16 protein-coding genes are annotated in these 19,650 nt (G+C 38.0%); 12 read left to right on the top strand and 4 right to left on the bottom strand.

All coding sequences use genetic code 11. The features are described 5' to 3' along the window. Nucleotides 1–2: 2 nt before the first annotated feature. Nucleotides 3–584 carry a TIGR00730 family Rossman fold protein gene (locus tag ABJH98_RS16705; RefSeq protein WP_348308847.1) on the bottom strand — a complete coding sequence of 194 codons (582 nt, stop codon included), beginning with the start codon at nucleotides 582–584 and terminating at the stop codon, nucleotides 3–5. Between the two features lie 127 nt (nucleotides 585–711). Between ABJH98_RS16705 and ABJH98_RS16700 the strand changes: the two genes are divergently transcribed. The 5 genes from ABJH98_RS16700 (at nucleotide 712) to ABJH98_RS16680 (ending at nucleotide 6,994) form a co-directional block, all read left to right on the top strand. Next, nucleotides 712–2,499: an ABC transporter transmembrane domain-containing protein gene (locus ABJH98_RS16700; RefSeq protein WP_348309103.1), complete on the top strand. Its 1,788-nt coding sequence runs from the start codon at nucleotides 712–714 to the stop codon at nucleotides 2,497–2,499. Nucleotides 2,500–2,611: 112 nt separating this feature from the next. Further along, nucleotides 2,612–3,628, top strand: a complete 1,017-nt coding sequence (locus ABJH98_RS16695) for a TerC family protein (RefSeq protein ID WP_348308846.1) — start codon at nucleotides 2,612–2,614, stop codon at nucleotides 3,626–3,628. A gap of 61 nt (nucleotides 3,629–3,689) precedes the next feature. Then, nucleotides 3,690–4,175 (top strand): hypothetical protein, encoded by a 486-nt coding sequence (locus ABJH98_RS16690; protein ID WP_348308844.1) that lies wholly within the window; start codon nucleotides 3,690–3,692, stop codon nucleotides 4,173–4,175. 53 nt (nucleotides 4,176–4,228) lie between these two features. Then, entirely contained in the window at nucleotides 4,229–6,217 is a 1,989-nt protein-coding gene (locus tag ABJH98_RS16685) for an OmpA family protein (RefSeq protein ID WP_348308842.1), read from the top strand. Between the two features lie 351 nt (nucleotides 6,218–6,568). Further along, nucleotides 6,569–6,994: a DUF1987 domain-containing protein gene (locus ABJH98_RS16680; protein WP_348308841.1), complete on the top strand. Its 426-nt coding sequence runs from the start codon at nucleotides 6,569–6,571 to the stop codon at nucleotides 6,992–6,994. Nucleotides 6,995–7,476: 482 nt separating this feature from the next. On the opposite strand, the gene radA is transcribed toward ABJH98_RS16680, so the two are convergent. Further along, nucleotides 7,477–8,850: a DNA repair protein RadA gene (radA, locus tag ABJH98_RS16675; RefSeq protein ID WP_348308839.1), complete on the bottom strand. Its 1,374-nt coding sequence runs from the start codon at nucleotides 8,848–8,850 to the stop codon at nucleotides 7,477–7,479. A 153-nt stretch (nucleotides 8,851–9,003) separates the two neighbouring features. On the opposite strand from radA, the gene ABJH98_RS16670 reads away from it, so the two are divergent. The 7 genes from ABJH98_RS16670 (at nucleotide 9,004) to ABJH98_RS16640 (ending at nucleotide 18,081) form a co-directional block, all read left to right on the top strand. After that, nucleotides 9,004–9,222, top strand: a complete 219-nt coding sequence (locus ABJH98_RS16670; RefSeq protein ID WP_348308837.1) for a FeoA family protein — start codon at nucleotides 9,004–9,006, stop codon at nucleotides 9,220–9,222. A gap of 6 nt (nucleotides 9,223–9,228) precedes the next feature. After that, nucleotides 9,229–11,340 (top strand): ferrous iron transport protein B, encoded by a 2,112-nt coding sequence (gene feoB, locus ABJH98_RS16665; RefSeq protein WP_348308836.1) that lies wholly within the window; start codon nucleotides 9,229–9,231, stop codon nucleotides 11,338–11,340. Between the two features lie 3 nt (nucleotides 11,341–11,343). Beyond that, nucleotides 11,344–13,152, top strand: a complete 1,809-nt coding sequence (locus tag ABJH98_RS16660; protein ID WP_348308834.1) for a hypothetical protein — start codon at nucleotides 11,344–11,346, stop codon at nucleotides 13,150–13,152. A gap of 61 nt (nucleotides 13,153–13,213) precedes the next feature. Continuing rightward, entirely contained in the window at nucleotides 13,214–14,350 is a 1,137-nt protein-coding gene (locus ABJH98_RS16655) for a 5-(carboxyamino)imidazole ribonucleotide synthase (protein WP_348308833.1), read from the top strand. Next, the gene (gene purE / locus ABJH98_RS16650) at nucleotides 14,351–14,833 is read left to right on the top strand and encodes a 5-(carboxyamino)imidazole ribonucleotide mutase (protein ID WP_348308832.1); all 483 of its coding nucleotides are present in this window, start codon (nucleotides 14,351–14,353) and stop codon (nucleotides 14,831–14,833) included. It abuts the gene before it with no gap. 151 nt (nucleotides 14,834–14,984) lie between these two features. Further along, complete coding sequence (locus ABJH98_RS16645; RefSeq protein WP_348308831.1) at nucleotides 14,985–16,613, top strand: hypothetical protein; 1,629 nt, start codon at nucleotides 14,985–14,987, stop codon at nucleotides 16,611–16,613. Beyond that, nucleotides 16,603–18,081, top strand: coding sequence for a DUF5723 family protein (locus ABJH98_RS16640; RefSeq protein WP_348308830.1), 1,479 nt, complete (start codon nucleotides 16,603–16,605; stop codon nucleotides 18,079–18,081). The genes ABJH98_RS16645 and ABJH98_RS16640 overlap by 11 nt, the downstream gene beginning before the upstream one ends. Here the strand turns inward: ABJH98_RS16640 and ABJH98_RS16635 are convergent. Further along, on the bottom strand, nucleotides 18,078–18,806 hold the full coding sequence (locus tag ABJH98_RS16635; protein WP_348308829.1) for a 1-(5-phosphoribosyl)-5-[(5-phosphoribosylamino)methylideneamino] imidazole-4-carboxamide isomerase: 729 nt from the start codon (nucleotides 18,804–18,806) through the stop codon (nucleotides 18,078–18,080). The two genes, ABJH98_RS16640 and ABJH98_RS16635, sit on opposite strands and share 4 nt — an antisense overlap. 150 nt (nucleotides 18,807–18,956) lie before the next feature. After that, nucleotides 18,957–19,649, bottom strand: coding sequence for a response regulator transcription factor (locus tag ABJH98_RS16630; RefSeq protein ID WP_348308828.1), 693 nt, complete (start codon nucleotides 19,647–19,649; stop codon nucleotides 18,957–18,959). Nucleotide 19,650: the final 1 nt, after the last annotated feature.

Raw genomic sequence — 19,650 nt, 5'->3', positions numbered from 1 at the left:
AATCAAGTCAGTCCCAACTTTTGCTGAAATGATGCATCTCCAGTATCAAAGTCTTCCATTTTTTTAAGTAAGCCACTGACAGTATGATCAGATACAAATAAGTTTAGATTAGAAAATTTCACAAAACCTTCGTTGAGCATATGATTGAATAGCCCAAGTAATTGATCATAAAACCCATTAATATTTAGAATGCCAATTGGTTTTTGTACTAAACCCAATTGTGCCCATGTCAATATTTCTGCAAGTTCTTCTAGCGTTCCAAAACCACCTGGCAAGGCAATAAAGCCGTCAGAATTCTCAACCATAGCAGTCTTTCTTTCATGCATATTTTTGGTCTGAATCAATTCTGTTACATCTGTATTGGTAATTTCCACCTGATCCAAGAATTCGGGTATAATGCCTGTAACTGACCCACCATTACTCATGCAAGCTTGCGCTACCGCACCCATGATGCCAATTCTAGCCCCGCCATAAACCAGTCGAATATTTCTATCTGCAAGGGCTGTCCCTAGTTCTGTAGCTATTTCCACATAGCGCACATCTTTGCCCAACGACGATCCACAATACACACAAATACTTTTCATTCAACTAATATAGTTGTTGGTTGTAACTTTCCACTACTGATAGATACCATTTCAAAGACCCTCTTTCCAAAAAAGGTTGGACGTGTGAATGGATAAAGATAAATTTGCGCAAATTTTAAGTACAGCAATGGCCAAGGAAAAAATCAAGGTGGAAGAAAAAAGGGCTCTCAATAAGGAGAATTTTGGTAAGCTCTACGGGATATTTAAGTACTTAATACCGTATAAAACCAAGTTTGTCATTGGGTTGGTTTTTTTGGTGTTGGGAAGTTTCCTATTGCTCGCATTTCCATTTATTGCTGGCAAATTGATAGATGTAGCCTCTGGAGAAGGTAGCTGGTTCCTCAATGACATCAACAGCATAGCTTTGAGTTTGGTTGTCATCCTTTTTCTGCAAGGCGTTATATCGTTTTTTCGAGTCTACCTCTTTGCTCAGGTGAGTGAAAATGCGATGGCCGATGTACGATTCGATCTTTATAAAAAACTACTTTTCCTTCCGATTACATTTTATGATCGTCATCGCACGGGAGACTTAATGAGCCGAATGTCTTCGGATGTCACTCTTTTACAAACCACCTTCTCAACCACCTTGGCGGAAGTGATCAGACAAATTGTGACTTTAGTTGCAGGTATCATTATCATTTTCGTCATTACACCTGCATTAAGCACATTTATGATTATGACTTTGCCATTGATCATCATTGCAGCGATGATTTTTGGCAAGAAAATAAGAGGGTTATCCCGTCAATCACAGGATGAATTGGCCAACTCATCAACCATCGTAGAGGAAACACTACAATCTATCTTAGCAGTAAAATCCTTTACGAATGAATTATTTGAAAAAGCCAGGTATCATAAATCACTCAAACGAGTAGTAGCCCTTGCGCTTAAAACTGCCGCCTTTAGAGCAGGGTTTATTTCATTTATCATTTTCGCTTTATTTGGTGGGATGGTAGCCATCTTATGGTACGGTGCACTCCTTTTACAACGTGGAGAAATGACATTAGGAGACTTAACCTCGTTTGCTTTTTATACGGCCTTTATCGGTGGTTCTATTGCTGGGATCGGAGACTTATTCGGCCAAGTACAACGAGCAATAGGTGCATCAGAAAGAATTTTGGAAATACATGATGAATCTTCCGAAACAGAAGGAACTGAAAGCCAAGACTTAGAGAGATTTAAGGGAGACCTTTCATTCAATGAAGTAGAATTTCAATACCCTAGTCGAAAAGACATGCCAGTACTAAGTGGTTTAACTATGCACATTGAACCTGGTGAAAAAGTGGCTATCGTGGGCAAAAGTGGTGCTGGCAAATCCACAATCGTTCATTTACTTATGCGGCTGTACAACGAGTTCAATGGCCACATCAAAGTGGATGGACAAGACATCCAATCCTATGACCTCTCGGCTTTCAGAAAGAACATAGGTATTGTTCCACAAGAAGTCATTCTTTTTGGAGGTTCCATCAGAGAGAACATCGCTTACGGCAAACCTAACGCCACACAAGAAGAAATAGATGCCGCAGCACAAAAAGCTCATGCGCTGGAGTTTATCAATTCATTTCCAGAAGGAATGGATACCATAGTGGGGGAAAGAGGCGTCAAACTTTCTGGTGGACAGCGTCAGCGAATAGCAATTGCACGTACAATTTTGAAAGATCCTGCTATTTTAATCCTAGATGAAGCCACAAGCTCATTAGATGCTGAGTCTGAACAGCAAGTGCAATTGGCACTCAATGAACTGATGAAAGGAAGGACAACATTGATCATCGCGCATCGTCTGGCAACCATAAAAGAAGTGGATAGAATCTACGTTATCGAAAACGGTAAGATCAAAGAATCTGGTGCACATAAAGAATTGATAGACAATGTTAAAGGAACATACCATCATCTGGTCAATTTGCAACTTGTTAATTAAGCATAGTAATCTGCAATAAATTTCATTATCTCCCTGATTATCATTTCCTTTGCGCTTTGTTAATTGAAAATATCAGCTAACAAGAGTAAAAACCACCAAGATAAACATATTCATGATTCTCAATTTGTTTTCGGGCACTAACGAAGCCCTGCTTTTCGGCGTCTTCGGAATTGTGATCATTCTCTTCCTAGCTGTAGACCTTGGCCTTGTGCATAAAGGCCCAGCAAAAATCACTCAAAAAGATGCTTTGTTGCAGACCATATTTTGGGTAGTAGTCTCATGTATTTTCGGTGGGCTGATTTACTATTTTGGTGGTGGCTCTCAAGATGCGCTTGAGTACTTCTCTGCATACGTTACGGAGAAAGCACTTTCGGTTGACAACATTTTTGTGATCCTATTGATTTTAAGATACTTTAAGATCAAAGATGAATATTACCACGACATTTTATTTTGGGGCATACTAGGAGCAATTGTATTTAGGGCAGTATTCATATTCCTAGGTGCTCTTCTAATTGGAGAATTTCATTGGATTCTTTACATTTTCGGTGTTTTTCTTGTCTATTCAGGTATCAAAATCTTCAACGAAGATGATGATATGGAAATTGAACCTGAAAAAAATGTACTCACCAGATGGGCTAAAAAAGTACTGCCAATATCAACAGACGATCGTGGTGGAAGATTTGCATTTATTGAAAAAGGGAAACTTTGGTTCACTCCATTATTCTTGGTAATTCTTTTGATCGAATCTACTGATTTGATTTTCGCAGTCGATTCTATACCCGCAGCATTTGCCATTACTCAAAATGAGTTTGTCATCTATACTTCAAACATTTTTGCTGTAATGGGACTGAGAGCCATGTTCTTTCTTTTAGCCAATATCTTGGATCGTTTCTATCTTTTGCAAAAAGGACTTTCTATTGTACTCATTTTTATTGGTGTAAAAATGTTGATGGAGATGAGCATAGTTCAGCAGGGCTTTCAAATGGCTTTTGGCATTGAACATGCACATATTCCAATCATTTGGTCATTTATAGTAATTATGGCTGCTCTTACTCTATCAATAGTCCTTTCTATTATGTTTCCTCAAGAAGAGGAAATTGTAGAACCTGTAGAAACCACAAAAAATTAATTGCCATAATCATTACTTTTGAGGTCTAATTTTCGTTAGCCATTTATAAAAAGTTAATGCTATGTACATTCCATTTGATGAAATGGTAGATACCTCACGAGTTTGGATATACCAAGCCAATAGGCACTTGTCACGCTCAGATCAAACACTTATTGAAGTAAAGTGTAATTCCTTTTTACAACAATGGGCAGCACATGGCCAGTCATTGAAGAGTTCCTATCAGATTATTCATAATAAATTTTTGGTCCTAAGTGTAGATGAGTCATTTAATCAAGCCAGTGGGTGTTCCATTGATGCATCAGTCGCTCTTATCAAGAGTTTAGAAAAAGAAATGGATATCAGTTTCTTCGATCGAACACAAGTGTGTTTCTTGATAGATGATCAAATTATCGAAATACCGATGAGCAATATCCAATCAGAGGTAAAAAGCGGTAATATCAAATCTGATACAGTTACATTCAATAACTTAGTTACTGACATCAAATCTTTCCAGAAGGAGTGGAAAGTTGAAGCAAAAAACAGTTGGTTGAAACGCTATTTCCAGTAAGGGGCGTATATTAGGAATGTGTTTTATCTTTAGGTAAACAATAATTGTATTTTATGACCCAGCTTAGCAATATTTTCAAATTCTTTTTTATCATAACTCTCGTTTCTTGCAGTGCAACAAAAAAAGCGAACAAGAGTTTTGAAGCTGGAGAATACAGTGATGCCATTTATCAATACGAAAAGGCATTGAAACCTGATAATCCTGAGTCAAATTTTCAATTGGCAGAAGCCTATAGAAAATCAAATCGGATTCAAGAAGCCGAACCTTATTACCTCGCGGCTATAGATGCTGGAATTGAAGACGAAAGTGCATATTACTACTACGCAGTTGCATTAAAAGCTAATGACGATACCAAGAGAGCAAACAAGGTTCTGAACGATTATTTGAAAAAAGGTCAGAATGACGCTGTCGTGGCCTTGGCCGAACGGGAATTGAACAACCTCAATAAACTGCCTGAAATAGAAACCAGAGTCAATCATTTTAGGGTTAAGAACCTGGAAGCAATTAACACAGAGTTTGCCGAATATTCACCTTTTTATAGTGCAGGAAAACTTTATTTCACCTCCAATAGACATGGTGGAAAAATATATAAAGGTACTGGCACACCTTTCACGGATATTTATGTAGTAAGTACTCGTGGAGCCAATGTAGACCTCGCTACTCTGGAGGAACTAAGCCCCATCATCAATGAACCAAATGTAAACTTAGGTTCTATTTCCATGTCAAAAGATGGCAATACCGTCGTCTTCGCAAAAGGTAATTCTGGTAAATCATCTGGCGCCAATGAAGTCAATTTATATTTTACCCGTTATAGAAATGGCAAATGGCAAACACCACGCCCATTGAGTATCAATGGACAAGACACTTGGGACTCAACGCCTGCACTAAGCCCGGATGGAAAAACACTCTTCTTTTCATCCAATCGTGAAGGTGGTTTTGGAGGATTGGATATTTATACAGCTTCTCTAAATCGCAGAGGTCGATGGGTGGATGTACGGAATATGGGCGAAAATGTGAATACGCCTGGTAATGAAATATTCCCTTATGTAGGAGGTACTGGGAAGCTTTATTTTTCATCAGATGGATGGCCAGGTTTTGGTGGATTAGACATCTTTGAAGCTACCAGAGAGAGCGGTCAAATGAAATTAGAAAACCTTGGATCTCCCATCAATTCAAATGCTGACGATTTTGGGTTATTTCTTTTTAACCCTTCTCGTGGATTTTTTACTTCCAATAGAAAAGGAGGTAAAGGTGATGATGATATTTACACATTTGTGAATGATGACCCTGAACTTCGTATTGTGAATTACTGGTTGTCGGGCACTACCCTAACACATGATGAAAATGATGAACTCGTACCACTTTCAAATACTAAGGTGGTTCTCAGAGACATGGAAGACAATATCGTTGATGAAAAATTTACTCAAGTAGATGGTAAATATAGATTTAGAGTATTTTCAGAAGAAAGCTACAATCTAGTGGCTGAAAAAGAAGAGTATTTCACGACTCGAATCGATTTCTCTACTGTTGGGAAATCTGCGGACAAAGCCACACTAGAAAAGATGGTTACCAATATTGAATTCGAAGTAGACCTACCATTAGATAAAATCGTAGTTGACAAACCGATTGTATTAAATAATATTTACTATGACCTAGACAAGGCTGACATCAAACCAGAAGCTGCAAGTGAATTAGATAAATTGGTAGTTCTAATGAAGGACAACCCCAGTATCAATATTGAATTGAGCTCACATACGGATGTGCGATCCAGTCATGAATACAATATGAACCTTTCTCAAAGACGTGCCCAAAGTGCTGTAAATTATATCGCCTCTCAAGGCATTGAAAGCAGACGAATGGTAGCCAAAGGATATGGTGAAACCATATTGATCATTAAAAATGCAAAAACTGAAGAGCAACATCAAGTGAACAGACGTACAGAATTCAAAGTTACCAAGTACAATAAAAAGTTTGCCCAAGATCATGCTGAGGATTACGACGAATCGGATAGGTTTTTTGACGATGTCGAAGATTCGCAGTAACTACTGATTTTCTGTTTAGGGGAATTACCTAACCAGCTAGTTAAAAATGTTCCATGCTTCCATTTGAGCATTATAATTCTTAAATATTTTGTCTTTTACAACATTTTTTTTGCCAATTCTAGTCATTATCGTACCTTTTAAGAAGAGAATACAATTTTTAGGAGAATCCTGTATTCTTTATATTTTCAAAACAGTTGATCTTTGAAGTTGAATTAATTGTAATTGACCAGCTAAAAGTTCAACTTCATAGAGTTCATTTTCTCATAATGACTAATAAGTGGTTGATGAATATTTGAAATCACAGAGTCTCACGACATCTGAAAAAATGCTAAGTGCATTAAATGGCAAAGTATGAAAGGTTTTTTTATCAGAGCGACAAGAGTGACACCATCGATTTATTTCGATCCGGGAAAGGGGTTATTAGACATTAGAGGTAAATCTAGTCCTGAAAACCCATTGGTGTTTTATAGATATATCAATGACTCAATAGATAATTTTGGAAAGTCAGACAAAGCTGCCATTACTCTCAATGCAGCATTTGAATATTTCAACACGAGTTCTTCCAAGTGTATCTATATCATTTTCAAAAAACTGAACGACCTAAAAGTTGAGCGTGGTAAAGAAATCCATATCAATTGGTACTATGAGGAAGGTGATGAGGACATGCTCGAAGCAGGTGAAGACTTGAGCTCATTTTTCAATTACGAATTCAACTATGTAGAAATTCCTGAGATAAAAATCTTGGGAGAAATGAAAGAAGAGTCTTCAGAGAACTAAAATTCAGATCAACCAAAAGCATTTAAAGTCTCGTGATATCACGAGACTTTTTTTGTTTCTCACCCTTTTGAGCAAAATCTCACCCTACACACCAATAATTTCAATCTATTGATTCCTTGGATTCATCGATGATCAGCTTTTAATCATCTAAAACATGCCTACACAAATGCAATTAAATCGTAAAACTCATCAATTACTCCTTCAATCTTGTAAACTTTGTTTTATATAATTGATTCTAATAATAGTAATAAAATGATAAATAATCAGTTGTATATGTCAACTTAATATTTTTATAATCCTATAAATATTACAGCTATGGATCGAGAATATAAATATTTGTTGCTCTACTTTATTGGCTTGATTTTACTCGCTATAGTCAGCTAAAAAAGTGAAAGATTTACCGCTATGGTAAGAATTTCGGAGTGGTCTTGATCGCTTCGATTCCTGAGCTGTCCCGCGCCTTTATGGTGCGGGATATTTTTTTAGGAGGAAAGCTTCTTAAAAACTTCAGCAATATTCTGAACCAGCACCACATCTATTTTGAAATTAGCTGCTGCTACTGCTTTAGAATTGTTCTTAGAAACAAACATTTTCTTGAATCCCAATTTTTCCGCTTCGCTGATTCGACTTTCGATTCGGTTGACCGCTCGCACCTCTCCTCCCAATCCAATCTCTCCTGCAAAACAAATGTCAGAGCTCACCACTTTTTCTTCGTAAGAAGATACAATAGACACGGCAATACTCAAATCCAGCGCAGGGTCATCAATTTTCAAACCTCCGGCGATATTAAGAAAGACATCTTGGTTGCCTAACCTTAGGCCTCCTCTTTTTTCCAGAACAGCCAAAAGCATATTCAATCTTTTGGCATCATAGCCTGTCGTGCTTCTTTGCGGGGTACCATAAGCCGAAGCACTGACCAAAGCCTGAGTTTCGATGAGCAATGGGCGATTGCCTTCTATTGAAGCTCCTATTGTTACACCGCTCAGTTCACTGTCCTTATGCGCAATTAATATTTCAGATGGATTAGATACCTGACGCATACCAGATCCAGACATTTCATAAATACCCAATTCCGATGTCGAACCAAACCTATTCTTGATAGTCCGAAGTATCCGGTAGCTCAAATGTCTATCACCTTCAAATTGCAACACCGTATCTACCATGTGTTCCAATACTTTTGGCCCGGCTATGGTACCTTCTTTAGTAATATGCCCAATCAAAAAAACAGGTACGTTGGATGTTTTAGCAAACTGAAGCAGTTCTGCGGTACACTCCCTCACCTGGCTTACACTCCCTGCAGAACTATCTACTTTGGAAGAGAACAAAGTCTGAATCGAGTCTATAATTAGAATTTCAGGGTTATTCTGTTTGATCTGCTGAAAAATGTTACTCAGAGAAGTTTCTGAAAGCAACAAGCAATTCGCCGATTTTGCTTGCATCCGCTCAGCTCTCATCTTAATTTGCTGGGGACTCTCTTCACCAGATACATATAATATCTTTTTGTCTGGCAGACCTAATGCCACCTGAAGAAACAGCGTGGACTTGCCAATACCTGGTTCGCCACCAATCAATACCAATGACCCAGGGACTATGCCTCCTCCAAGTACACGGTTCAACTCATTGTCTATGGTTTTAAACCTGACACTATCTTCCGCTTTAATTTCTTGGATAGATACCGCTTGATTTGGCCTGACGTTTTTTTCACCTTCTGTCCAGATTTTGGTGTTGCTGGTTGGCTGAGAAACTACTTCCTCCACATAAGAATTCCATTCCTGACAAGATGGGCACTTTCCAACCCATTTGGGTGACTGTGCCCCACAGTTTTGACAGAAGAAAGCAGTTTTTGTTTTAGCCATGAGATACTCAAATTTGAAGTGACAATTTAAATTGAATTTTAAAAACAATTGAGCTTTTTTAGCCAATGACTTTTCTCATAAAATAAGACTTGCTGCCTTAGGTCAAATCACATACTTTTGCTCTTATTTTTAATAATTCTAAATAAGAGCTTCATGCGATCAGTAGCACAGCTAAACCCCGGCGAAAAAGGAATAGTGAACAATTTTACGAATGAATACATCTCATTGAAATTATTAGAAATGGGAGTGCTGCCAGGCACTGAAGTTCAAATGAGATTTGTGGCACCACTCGGTTGCCCAATCTGTATCAGAGTTTCTGGGTACGACTTATCACTAAGACTAGAAGAAGCAGCAACCATCACATTATCATAATCACAAATGAGCAACGCTTCTATCAACGTGGCCCTTGTTGGCAATCCAAATGCTGGCAAAACGTCTATATTCAATCTACTCACAGGGATGAACCAAAAAGTCGGAAATTTCCCTGGTGTCACTATGGACAAGGTCAGTGGAACTTTCCGAGCAAAAGACACGATTGCCAATGTGATTGACTTGCCTGGCACTTATAGTATATATCCTCGCTCCATGGACGAAAGGGTGGTATTTGATGTACTAAGTGATCAACAAGCACATGATTTTCCCGATAAAATTGTTGTCATTGCTGACGCATCGAATTTAGAAAGGAACCTTCTTCTCTTTTCGGAAATTCAGGATTTAGGGCTTCCGACAGTTTTGGTACTATCCATGTTAGACGTGGCCAATAGAAGTGGATTAAACATTGACCTAAGAGCACTAGAAGAAGAGTTTAACACAACCGTATTAACTATCAATGGTCGCACAGGAGAGGGAATATCAGAACTAAAGTCGACACTACTTGAGGATATATCAGGCACGTCAGAATTGTTTTACAACATCAATGAATTGTCGCCAGAGATCATCCCTGTTATCAAAGAAAAATTTGGTCTTGACAACGATTACGTAGCCTATCAGTATGCCCAACAAACTTATAGTAAAACATTTCTTACCAACGACGAGAAACATTTCATAGCTGATAAAAAAGTGGAATACAATTTCTGTGATCGTCAATTCCAAACCACAGAAACCGTAGAGCGATATAAAATCATTCGTGAAAAATTAACAAGGATTGTTACCAAAACAGATATAGAAACCACAGCTACACGAAATCATAAAATTGACAAAATACTGACTCACAAGATTTATGGTTATCTCATATTTTTTGTTGTCCTATTTGCTCTATTCCAATCCATTTTTGCTTGGGCCGAACCCTTCATGGATTATATAGATTTTGGTTTTGCCAAATTGAGTAGTTGGGCAAAAACATATCTGCCATCGGGAGTATTCACAGATCTAATAGCAGAAGGTATCATTCCAGGATTGGGAGGCGTGGTCATTTTTATTCCTCAAATTGCTTTACTCTTCTGTTTCATCGCCATTTTGGAAGAATCTGGTTATATGGCTAGAGTAGTTTTCCTGATGGACAAAATTATGAGGAAATTTGGATTGAACGGAAAGAGCGTTGTACCACTCATTTCTGGTGTGGCATGTGCTATTCCAGCGATTATGGCCGCAAGAAATATTGAGAGCTGGAAAGACAGAATCATTACCATATTTGTAACTCCTTTTATGAGCTGCTCAGCTCGACTTCCTGTTTATGCCATTTTGATTGCTTTAGTGATCCCAAACGACTACCTATTTGGCATATTAAGTGTGCAAGGTTTAGCCTTAATGTCACTATACCTTATCGGTTTCCTTGGAGCCATTTTTTCAGCTCTGCTGATGAAGAAAATCTTGAAGGTAAAAGAGCAGAGTTACTTCATCATGGAACTTCCTATTTATAGATGGCCTAAATGGAAAAATGTTTGGATTACTATATTCTCTAAAAGCAAAACATTTGTCTTTGAAGCTGGGAAAATCATATTGGCGATTTCAATTATTCTTTGGGTATTGGCTTCCTATGGCCCTGGTGAGAATTTTGATAAGGCTGAACAGTTTATTTCAAATGAATATCCTCAGCTCAGCCAAGCATCACCAGAATTCGATGATCTTGTGAGTGCTCACAAATTGGAACACTCCTATGCTGGAATATTGGGTAAATCTATTGAACCAGCCATTAAACCATTAGGATACGACTGGAAAATTGGAATTGCTTTGATTACTTCTTTTGCTGCCAGAGAAGTTTTTGTTGGCACGATTGCCACCATATATAGTGTAGGATCAGATGCCGAAGATGAATCAACCATCAAAGACAAACTCAGAGCAGAAATCAATCCATATACTGGCCAACCCATGTATTCAATCGCCCTTGGCGTATCCCTAATGCTCTTCTATGCGTTTGCCATGCAATGCATGAGTACTTTGGCAGTGGTGTACAGGGAAACTAAGTCTTGGAAATGGCCCATTCTCCAATTGGTTTATATGTCAGCAGTTGCCTATATTTTTGCGCTTATTGCTTATCAATTGTTGAAATAAATTATGCCTGAAAGTACCCAAAATTACTTTGAATCAAGACTGAAGGAACTACAAGAAAATTCTAGACATCTGAAGCAGCAGGTGAGTAAACTTTCTTGGATTAGAGTCATCACATTTTGTATTTTCTTAGTGGGTGCTGTCTACTTTGCCAATGCTCGAGAAGAACAAATGGTAATTCTGACGCTAATTGGTTTTACACCTCTATTTGGTATCATAGTTCGAAAACACAACAAAGCCAAGTTTGACCTTGCTCAGCACCTTTTCTTGATTACAATAAATGAAAACGAAATCAAAAGAGTTAAGGGAACATTTTCGGACTTGGACGATGGCATTGAATGCTTAGATACTCATCACAACTATGCGCCAGATTTAGATCTATTTGGTTCCAATTCCTTATTTCAGCTGCTCGTAAGAAGTAAACTGTCTGGCACCAGGGAACACATTAAGAACTGGATATTAAACAAATCTTCAAAATCCGAAATAGAAGAAAGACAAGCTGCCATTCAAGAACTTGGAAGAGATATTGTATGGGGGCAAAACCTAACTGCTTATGGCTATCACGGAGATCAACTAGATAAGAAATATGTAAATGTTGTATTGTCCTTAATTCAATGGATTGATGACAAGCTTAACGTAGTTAACCATACTTTTTGGGAAGTGATGAGGTTAGTGATGCCTGCCTTGTCTATAACCATTCTAACAGGAATTGCTTATTTTGAATGGCCTTATCAGTGGATTTATTTACCATTGATAATCAACATGTCCTTACTTTCATTGGTCCACAAACCACTTCAAAAAATGAAAAAGGAATTTGGGAATATCGTACAATTCCTAAGAGGGTATGAACAAGTCATCATCGAAATAGAAAACAAAACATTTCAATCTCCTCTTTTAATTAGACTTAGCCAACAGTTAAATACGAAGCAGCATAAGGCCTCCACAGCTATCAAATCTCTTCGACGAGTATGGATGTTTTTGATCAATCGAGAAAATTTATTGTACGCACCCTTCAATATATTATTCTTACTTGATGCCAATTGGCTACTCATGGCCATCAACTGGAAGAAGAAAAATATTGATAAAGTCGAAAAATGGTTCGATGCAGTTCATCAGATTGATGCATTAAATGACCTCAGCTCATACGCTTTTTCAAACCCTGATTATACTTATCCAACTGTTTCAAATGAAAACCATTTGCTAGAAGCTGAAGGAATGGGTCATCCACTAATCAAAGCCAACCAAAGGGTTAGCAATGATTTTCATTTATCAGAAAAAGGCAAACTAGGGCTTGTGACTGGATCCAACATGTCTGGTAAAAGCACCTTTCTGCGCACCATAGGTGTCAATCTGGTGCTAGCTCAAATGGGAGCTCCCGTATGTGCCAATAAATTTGAGTTCTCTTTGATTCAAATTTTTACAAGTATGAGAACCCAAGATAACTTAGAAGAAAATGTAAGCTCCTTCTATGCAGAACTGAAACGCTTGAGGAAATTGCTCAATCTGTTGGAAGAAGGTGAGCCTGTGTTCTACATGCTAGACGAAATCTTAAAAGGCACCAATTCGGATGACCGACACAAAGGAGCCATGTCATTAATTGATCAACTTATCACGCAAAACTGTAGAGGTCTCATTTCTACACATGACATTCAATTATCTACCCTTTCGAAAAAGCACTCCAATATTCAAAATATGAGCTTTAATAGTTCGATCATAGCAGATGAAATCATTTTTGATTACAAACTATCGCTCGAACCTTGTAAAAGTTTTAATGCTAGCAAACTGATGGAAAAAATGGGAATCATCAAAAAATAAGATTCCCTTCAAGGATTGAACAGTGGTGTTTAGCTTTGCAGCAAAACAAGAAAAGCAATAGATGAGTTTTGATCCAAATGTAATTGTAGGCGTACTGGGAGGTGGGCAACTGGGCCGAATGATGATCCAATCGGCCGTTGATTTTAATCTTGAGATTAAATCGATGGATCCTGACCCAAATGCTCCATGCAAATCACTTGCTTCTGAATTTGTGCTTGGAGATATCCGAGATTTCGATGAAGTGATGGCTTTTGGAAAGGATTGTGACATTATCACAGTTGAAATTGAGAATGTAAACATCGAAGCCCTTGAAGCATTAGAAAAACAAGGAAAGAAAGTGTATCCACAGCCCCATGCACTTAGAACGATCAAAGATAAAGGCATACAAAAGCAGTTTTACCTAGATCATGATATCCCTACATCTGAGTTTGTATTGACTAATTCTTTTGAAGATTTACATCAGCACACGCACTTATTGCCTGGCGTACACAAACTCAGAACAGAAGGCTATGATGGCAGAGGTGTACAAGTCATTAAAAATGAATCTGATATTAACAAAGGATTCAAAAAACCTTCTTTGATTGAAAAATTTGTAGACTATGACAAGGAAATATCTGTGATCGTAGCTAGAAATGCGAAAGGCGAAATGACCACCTACCCAGTTGTAGAATTGGAATATCACCCTGAAGCCAATCTGGTTGAATTTTTATTTGCTCCGTCGAGTCTATCCGAAGACATTAAAATCAAAGCGCGAGAATTAGCTAAAAAAGTTATTTCCTCGCTCGATATGGTGGGTTTATTGGCAGTGGAGATGTTCGCTACCAAAGACGGGGACGTAATTGTCAACGAATGTGCCCCAAGAACACACAATAGTGGGCATCAAACCATAGAAGGAAATGTTACCTCTCAATTCGAACAACATCTAAGAGCCATTCTTAACCTTCCCTTAGGAGATACATCAATTAAAGGTGCTTCTGTAATGATCAACCTATTGGGTGAAGAAGGATATACAGGAATCGCCAAATACGATGGATTAGATGAAGCCTTGCAGATTGAGGGCCTTCATGTACATTTGTATGGTAAAAAAATAACAAAACCATTTAGAAAAATGGGGCACGTGACTTTGGTTGGACATGATTTGGAAAATCTAAAGACCATTGCACGCTCAGTAAAAGAATCAATCAAAATCAAAGCATAAATGAAGCCATTAGTAGGAATTATCATGGGAAGTAAAAGTGACCTGAACATTATGAATCAGGCTGCCGAAATACTTGATCAACTAGGTGTCGCTTATGAATTGACCATTGTATCTGCCCATCGCACACCCCATAGAATGGTAGAATATGCTGAAAATGCTCGTTCTAATGGCCTAAAAGTAATTATTGCGGGTGCTGGGGGAGCCGCTCACTTACCTGGCATGGTAGCTTCCATTACTACCTTACCTGTCATCGGTGTACCAGTAAAATCCAGTAATTCTATAGATGGTTGGGATTCTGTTCTATCCATACTCCAAATGCCAGGAGGCGTGCCTGTAGCCACTGTTGCACTCGATGGTGCAAAAAATGCTGGAATATTAGCTGCTCAAATCATCGGCAGCCATGACGAAGCAGTAGCTGACAAATTAGTACAATACAAAGTTGAAATGAGGGAAAAAGTAGAAGATTCCATTCGCTCTTTATAAAATCTCTACATATTTTTGAAAAAGAAACAATAAAGCTGACCTTAACCGTTTAGCTTTTAGTATTTCTAAAATTAGAAATATTAGTATATTGCCATTCAGCGTGGTGAAAAGTGTAGAATAAATAAAATTTGTGCAACTTATCAGATTTGTCTTGACTAAGAATAATCAGTATTTCAATACCGTGTTTTACGGACTGATTGCCATGTTGTTTTCCATGTGCAATGTAGGTGAGTTGGATTTCAACGATATCGAATTACCACCATATACTCCTGCGGCTGTAGCGCCAATTGGTACAACGACCTATACCATACCAGAATTGTTGGACAAATTAGATGATCCAAATATTGAAATCACAGAGGACAATAATAAGCTGCTATCTATATCCTATAGAGATACTACAATTTTTGACGATTATGAATCGCTAATTGAATTGGAAGATGTCACGAACCCAGGAGTGATCGACGCTGGTCTAGATCCAATACCTGGATCACCTGGGAATCAAGTAGTGGAAATTCCAGATCAAGAACTGTCGTTTGAATATACATCTCCAAATAATGAAGAATTGGATTCCGTAAAATACACTGCAGGTACCATTACATTAGAAATACAAAACGGTTATTCTTCATCAATTGATTACAATTTAATTCTCGACGATATTGTGAGCTTAGATACTGGTGACCCTATGGTTTTAAGCGGCACACTCCCAGCAAGTGGAACAGATAATGTCTCCCAGCAGCTTACAAACCACAAAACAATCATTACACAGGTTTCGAATACCAATATTTTCAGTGGGACCTTCGATGGAGATATAAATGTCATGACTGATGACTTTATCAATGGAACTGAATTAATCACTTATACGCTCACAATTACAGGAGCCGAATTTAGTGAAATCTTTGGCTGGTTTGGAGACAAGACTGTAGATATTGAGAGTAAGTCTATTGAAATTGATTTCTTCGAAGGGATTTCAGAAAATGGATTTATAATCAACAACCCTCAGCTTAATTTTTATCTCGACAATGGCTTTGGGGTTCCGATGGGGTTGAACTTTGATGATGTATCAGCAACTAATGCCAATGGAAACACTGCCAACTTATCAGGTACCATTACAGATTCTCCTCAGTTTGTGCGTGCCCCTGGTGTAGAAAACGTTGGTGACACAGAACAATCTATCATCAAGGTAAATGAAACCAACTCTAATTTGCGAGACCTATTTGATATCTCTCCGAATTTGTTCAACATCAATTTAACAGCTGAAGGCAATTTCAATAATGACAACGATTTAGGCGATGCAGACCGAAACTTCGTTTCTTCGCTTAGCACTGTAGAAGTAATAACAGAAATCAATTTACCCTTAAACATCCAACTTACCAATGTTTCAAGAGACTTCCCTACTGGGATAGAAGGATTTGAATTCGAAGAAGCAGATACGATCATTCTAGTTCTTAATACCATTAATCAATTACCTATGGACGGAATAATAGATATGCAGTTTTTAGCAGCAGACTCTTCTGTTTTGTTTGAATTTAAAGAAATTGATTTTTTCGAATCTGCCGACATCCCTGCCTCGGGTAAAATCGAAATACCAGAAGAAAAAACATCTTACGTCAAAGTATTCAGAGGTCAGGGATATCAAGAATTGCTTGACGCCAGCGTACTGAATTTGATTGTATACGCTACAAGCTACAAAGCTGATGAAGATAATTTTGTTAAAATATTTTCAGATTACGAACTGATTATAAATGTGGGCACTGAGGTAAGCATCTATTATGAATTTTAATCTGAAAACTCTTCTTCTATTATTGCTCTTTGCCGGATGTTTAGGGCTTAATCAGGCTTCAGCACAGTCTGGCATATCTCTATATCATCTAACTAATAGCACCTATCAAGGTAATAATTTCAATCCTGCGTTTTTCCCAGAAGGAAAAACCTTCATTGGGCTTCCAGTCCTTTCTGGAGTCATGATTGATGTCAACAGTCGCGCGAGTTATAGCGACTTAGTGACCACCAATGAAAATGGTGATCGGGAATGGGATATCGACAACTTCGTAGATTTGTCGAAAAAGAAAAATTATGTCAGCTTAGAAGCTGAAATATCCACGCTGCACATAGGATGGAGAAAATCTGACACTCAAGGCTATTCTATTTTTATTCGAGAGCGAATAGGAGCACGCGGGTTTTATGGAGAAAACCTGGTAAACACAGCTTGGCATGGAAATTCTGAGATCGTAGGTGATGAAATTGACTTAAGCAGAACGGCACTTGATGTCCGCTATTATAGAGAATATGGCTTTGGCATTTGGAAAAGTATCCCAAACCGAGGCATTAACATTGGAGTAAGAGTGAAGTTTCTTAATGGAATGATCAGTGCAGTAACAGACAACAAATTCGATGGAACAGTGGGTTTTGAAGAAAATACCTATCAAGCGAATTTTGACCTTCAGGGTGCCACAGTAAACACTTCAGGTCTCAATCTTTTGGATAGTGATGAGTTAACTTCACACATGATTAGTAACGGTAATTTAGGGGCTGGTATTGATATTGGTGCCCATTGGAAAATTACAAGAGAAATATCGGCAGCAGTTTCTGTTAATGATTTAGGCTTTATCCATTGGAAAGTTGACCCTGAAAATAATCAACTAGCTGACACTACCTTTCAATTTGCAGGTATTGAGTTATCAGATGTAGGAAATTTCGAAGAAGCTTATCTTGATTCCCTTAAAAACGGGCTTCAAGATACTACCTTATACAAATCATATACTACAGGTTTAAATACGACCTCTTATGCGAGTTTAATGTATCAACTGACTCCAAATGATCGTTTTACTGGCTCTATTTCAGCTCATATTGTTCGAGGCAACTTTAGAATGATTTACTCCGCAGCTTACACCAGAAAAGTTGGGAGAGTACTAGATGTATCGGCCAACGTATCCAGAATTCCACAACAGGGTATTGATCTTGGACTTGCTGCTGCTGTCAACTTTGGCTCATGCCAAATTTATATGGCCTCTGATAAATTATTGAGGATTTGGGACGCAACTAAAATTGATGCCCTTGATTTCAGATTTGGGTTTAATCTAGTTTTTAATGGAAAAGGAAAGTCCCCTAAAGACGATAATAGTGACCTCATGCATCCATCACCATACAGCAAGAAAGAAAAAGTAGAAAAAAGTGATGGTATATACTGGATTATTAGAAAGCAAAAACGCCGTCCAGTTTATGAAAAAACCAATTTCAAGGATTATTAATTTACACCAACAGCAAATTGGTCTATGTCATCTAAAGTAATCTTTCCTTCATAGAAAGCTTTTCCGAAAATCACACCGTAGACGCCTAAGTCTTGTAGTCTTCTGATATCATCTACATTTCTGATCCCTCCACTGGCAAATAGGCAAAGATTGGGAAATCGCTCAATAAGGCTCTCATACAAATCAAAAGCAGGGCCTTCCATAGCACCTTCTTTGGATATTTCAGTTGTTTTTAGATATTTAAGACCTCTAGAATAGAAATAATCTATGTGTTCAAAAATGTCAACTTTAGTGCCCTTCTGCCAGCCCCCTACGCGAATTAGGCCGTCGAGTGTATCGGCACCTAATGCAATTTTTTCACGGCCATAAGACATCATCCATGAATTGAAAAGCTCGGCATTATATACTGCGATGGTTGCTGAAGTGATGCTTTCCGCACCGTATTCAAATGACTTTGTCACATCTCCATCTGTATGAATTCCCCCTGAAAAATTGATAGAAATGTCAGAATAGCCCGACATCATTTCCAATATGTGATAATTCACTGGAGTTCCTTTTTTTGCCCCATCCAAGTCAACCAAGTGTATTCGATTGATCCCATGATCCTCGAATTGACGAGCAAGATCAACTGGACTCTTATTGTAGATTTTTCCAGAAGAATAATCTCCTCTGGTGAGTCTGGTCACTTTGCCGTCTTTGATTGAAATTGAAGGTACTAGCAGCATATAGATTGTGTTACAGGTAAACAAATAAAACTAAAGTAGAATTGTATCAGCGCATTTCTGGCTTTAAAGAATTGTTAATTCTACAGATAATGAAACGAGTTACAAAATCCACCCAATTTAGGAAATGGGCGGATACACAATATAAATAATTTAGTCCATTTTTACAAGCTTAAATCCTTGCCCATGAACGGTCAAAATATGAACAGATTCTTCTTCTTTTAGGTATTTTCTCAGCTTGGCTATGTATACGTCCATACTTCTGGCATTGAAATAGCTATCGTCTTTCCAGATGGACATCAGTGCCACACTACGATCAAGGGTTTCATTCAAGTGATCACAAAAGAGTTTCAGCAACTCATTTTCTCGTGATGTTAACTTAACTTCTCCTGAGGGTCTTTCAAGGACGCTTTTGTCGTATCTGAAGAGTAGGCTACCCAACTGATAAGAAGTTACGGTTGACTTACTACTTCCACCATTGGTTCGTTTCAAAATCACCTGTATGCGAAGAAGCAATTCCTCCATACTAAAAGGTTTTGTTAAATAATCGTCTGCCCCCAATTTTAGGCCTTCAATGGTATCTTCTTTCATGGACTTTGCGGTCAAGAAGATGATCGGAATCTTTTTGTCTATCGCTCGAATATCCCTAGCTAATGAAAATCCATCCTTCTTTGGCATCATCACATCCAAAATACAAAAATCAAACGACCCATTTTGATAAGATTTGAAGCCTGCTTCACCATCTTGGCACAAAACGGTTTCGTATCCTTTGAGTTGTAGATACTCATTCAAAATCTGACCCAGATTAGAATCGTCTTCAACTAATAAAATTTTTATTTTGCTCATA

Source organism: Reichenbachiella sp. (assembly GCF_039969095.1).
Taxonomy (GTDB): Bacteria; Bacteroidota; Bacteroidia; order Cytophagales; family Cyclobacteriaceae; genus Reichenbachiella.
Note: the sequence above shows the minus strand (reverse complement) of the source record. Positions and strands in the feature narration are given on the sequence as shown.

Coding starts and splice junctions, on each gene's coding strand:
- ABJH98_RS16685 (WP_348308842.1), top strand. CDS start 4,229: ATGACCCAGCTTAGCAATATTTTCAAATTCTTTTTTATCATAACTCTC.
- ABJH98_RS16640 (WP_348308830.1), top strand. CDS start 16,603: ATGAATTTTAATCTGAAAACTCTTCTTCTATTATTGCTCTTTGCCGGA.
- ABJH98_RS16695 (WP_348308846.1), top strand. CDS start 2,612: ATGATTCTCAATTTGTTTTCGGGCACTAACGAAGCCCTGCTTTTCGGC.
- ABJH98_RS16680 (WP_348308841.1), top strand. CDS start 6,569: ATGAAAGGTTTTTTTATCAGAGCGACAAGAGTGACACCATCGATTTAT.
- ABJH98_RS16705 (WP_348308847.1), bottom strand. CDS start 584: ATGAAAAGTATTTGTGTGTATTGTGGATCGTCGTTGGGCAAAGATGTG.
- ABJH98_RS16690 (WP_348308844.1), top strand. CDS start 3,690: ATGTACATTCCATTTGATGAAATGGTAGATACCTCACGAGTTTGGATA.
- ABJH98_RS16660 (WP_348308834.1), top strand. CDS start 11,344: ATGCCTGAAAGTACCCAAAATTACTTTGAATCAAGACTGAAGGAACTA.
- ABJH98_RS16630 (WP_348308828.1), bottom strand. CDS start 19,649: ATGAGCAAAATAAAAATTTTATTAGTTGAAGACGATTCTAATCTGGGT.
- ABJH98_RS16655 (WP_348308833.1), top strand. CDS start 13,214: ATGAGTTTTGATCCAAATGTAATTGTAGGCGTACTGGGAGGTGGGCAA.
- purE (WP_348308832.1), top strand. CDS start 14,351: ATGAAGCCATTAGTAGGAATTATCATGGGAAGTAAAAGTGACCTGAAC.
- ABJH98_RS16700 (WP_348309103.1), top strand. CDS start 712: ATGGCCAAGGAAAAAATCAAGGTGGAAGAAAAAAGGGCTCTCAATAAG.
- ABJH98_RS16635 (WP_348308829.1), bottom strand. CDS start 18,806: ATGCTGCTAGTACCTTCAATTTCAATCAAAGACGGCAAAGTGACCAGA.
- radA (WP_348308839.1), bottom strand. CDS start 8,850: ATGGCTAAAACAAAAACTGCTTTCTTCTGTCAAAACTGTGGGGCACAG.
- ABJH98_RS16670 (WP_348308837.1), top strand. CDS start 9,004: ATGCGATCAGTAGCACAGCTAAACCCCGGCGAAAAAGGAATAGTGAAC.
- feoB (WP_348308836.1), top strand. CDS start 9,229: ATGAGCAACGCTTCTATCAACGTGGCCCTTGTTGGCAATCCAAATGCT.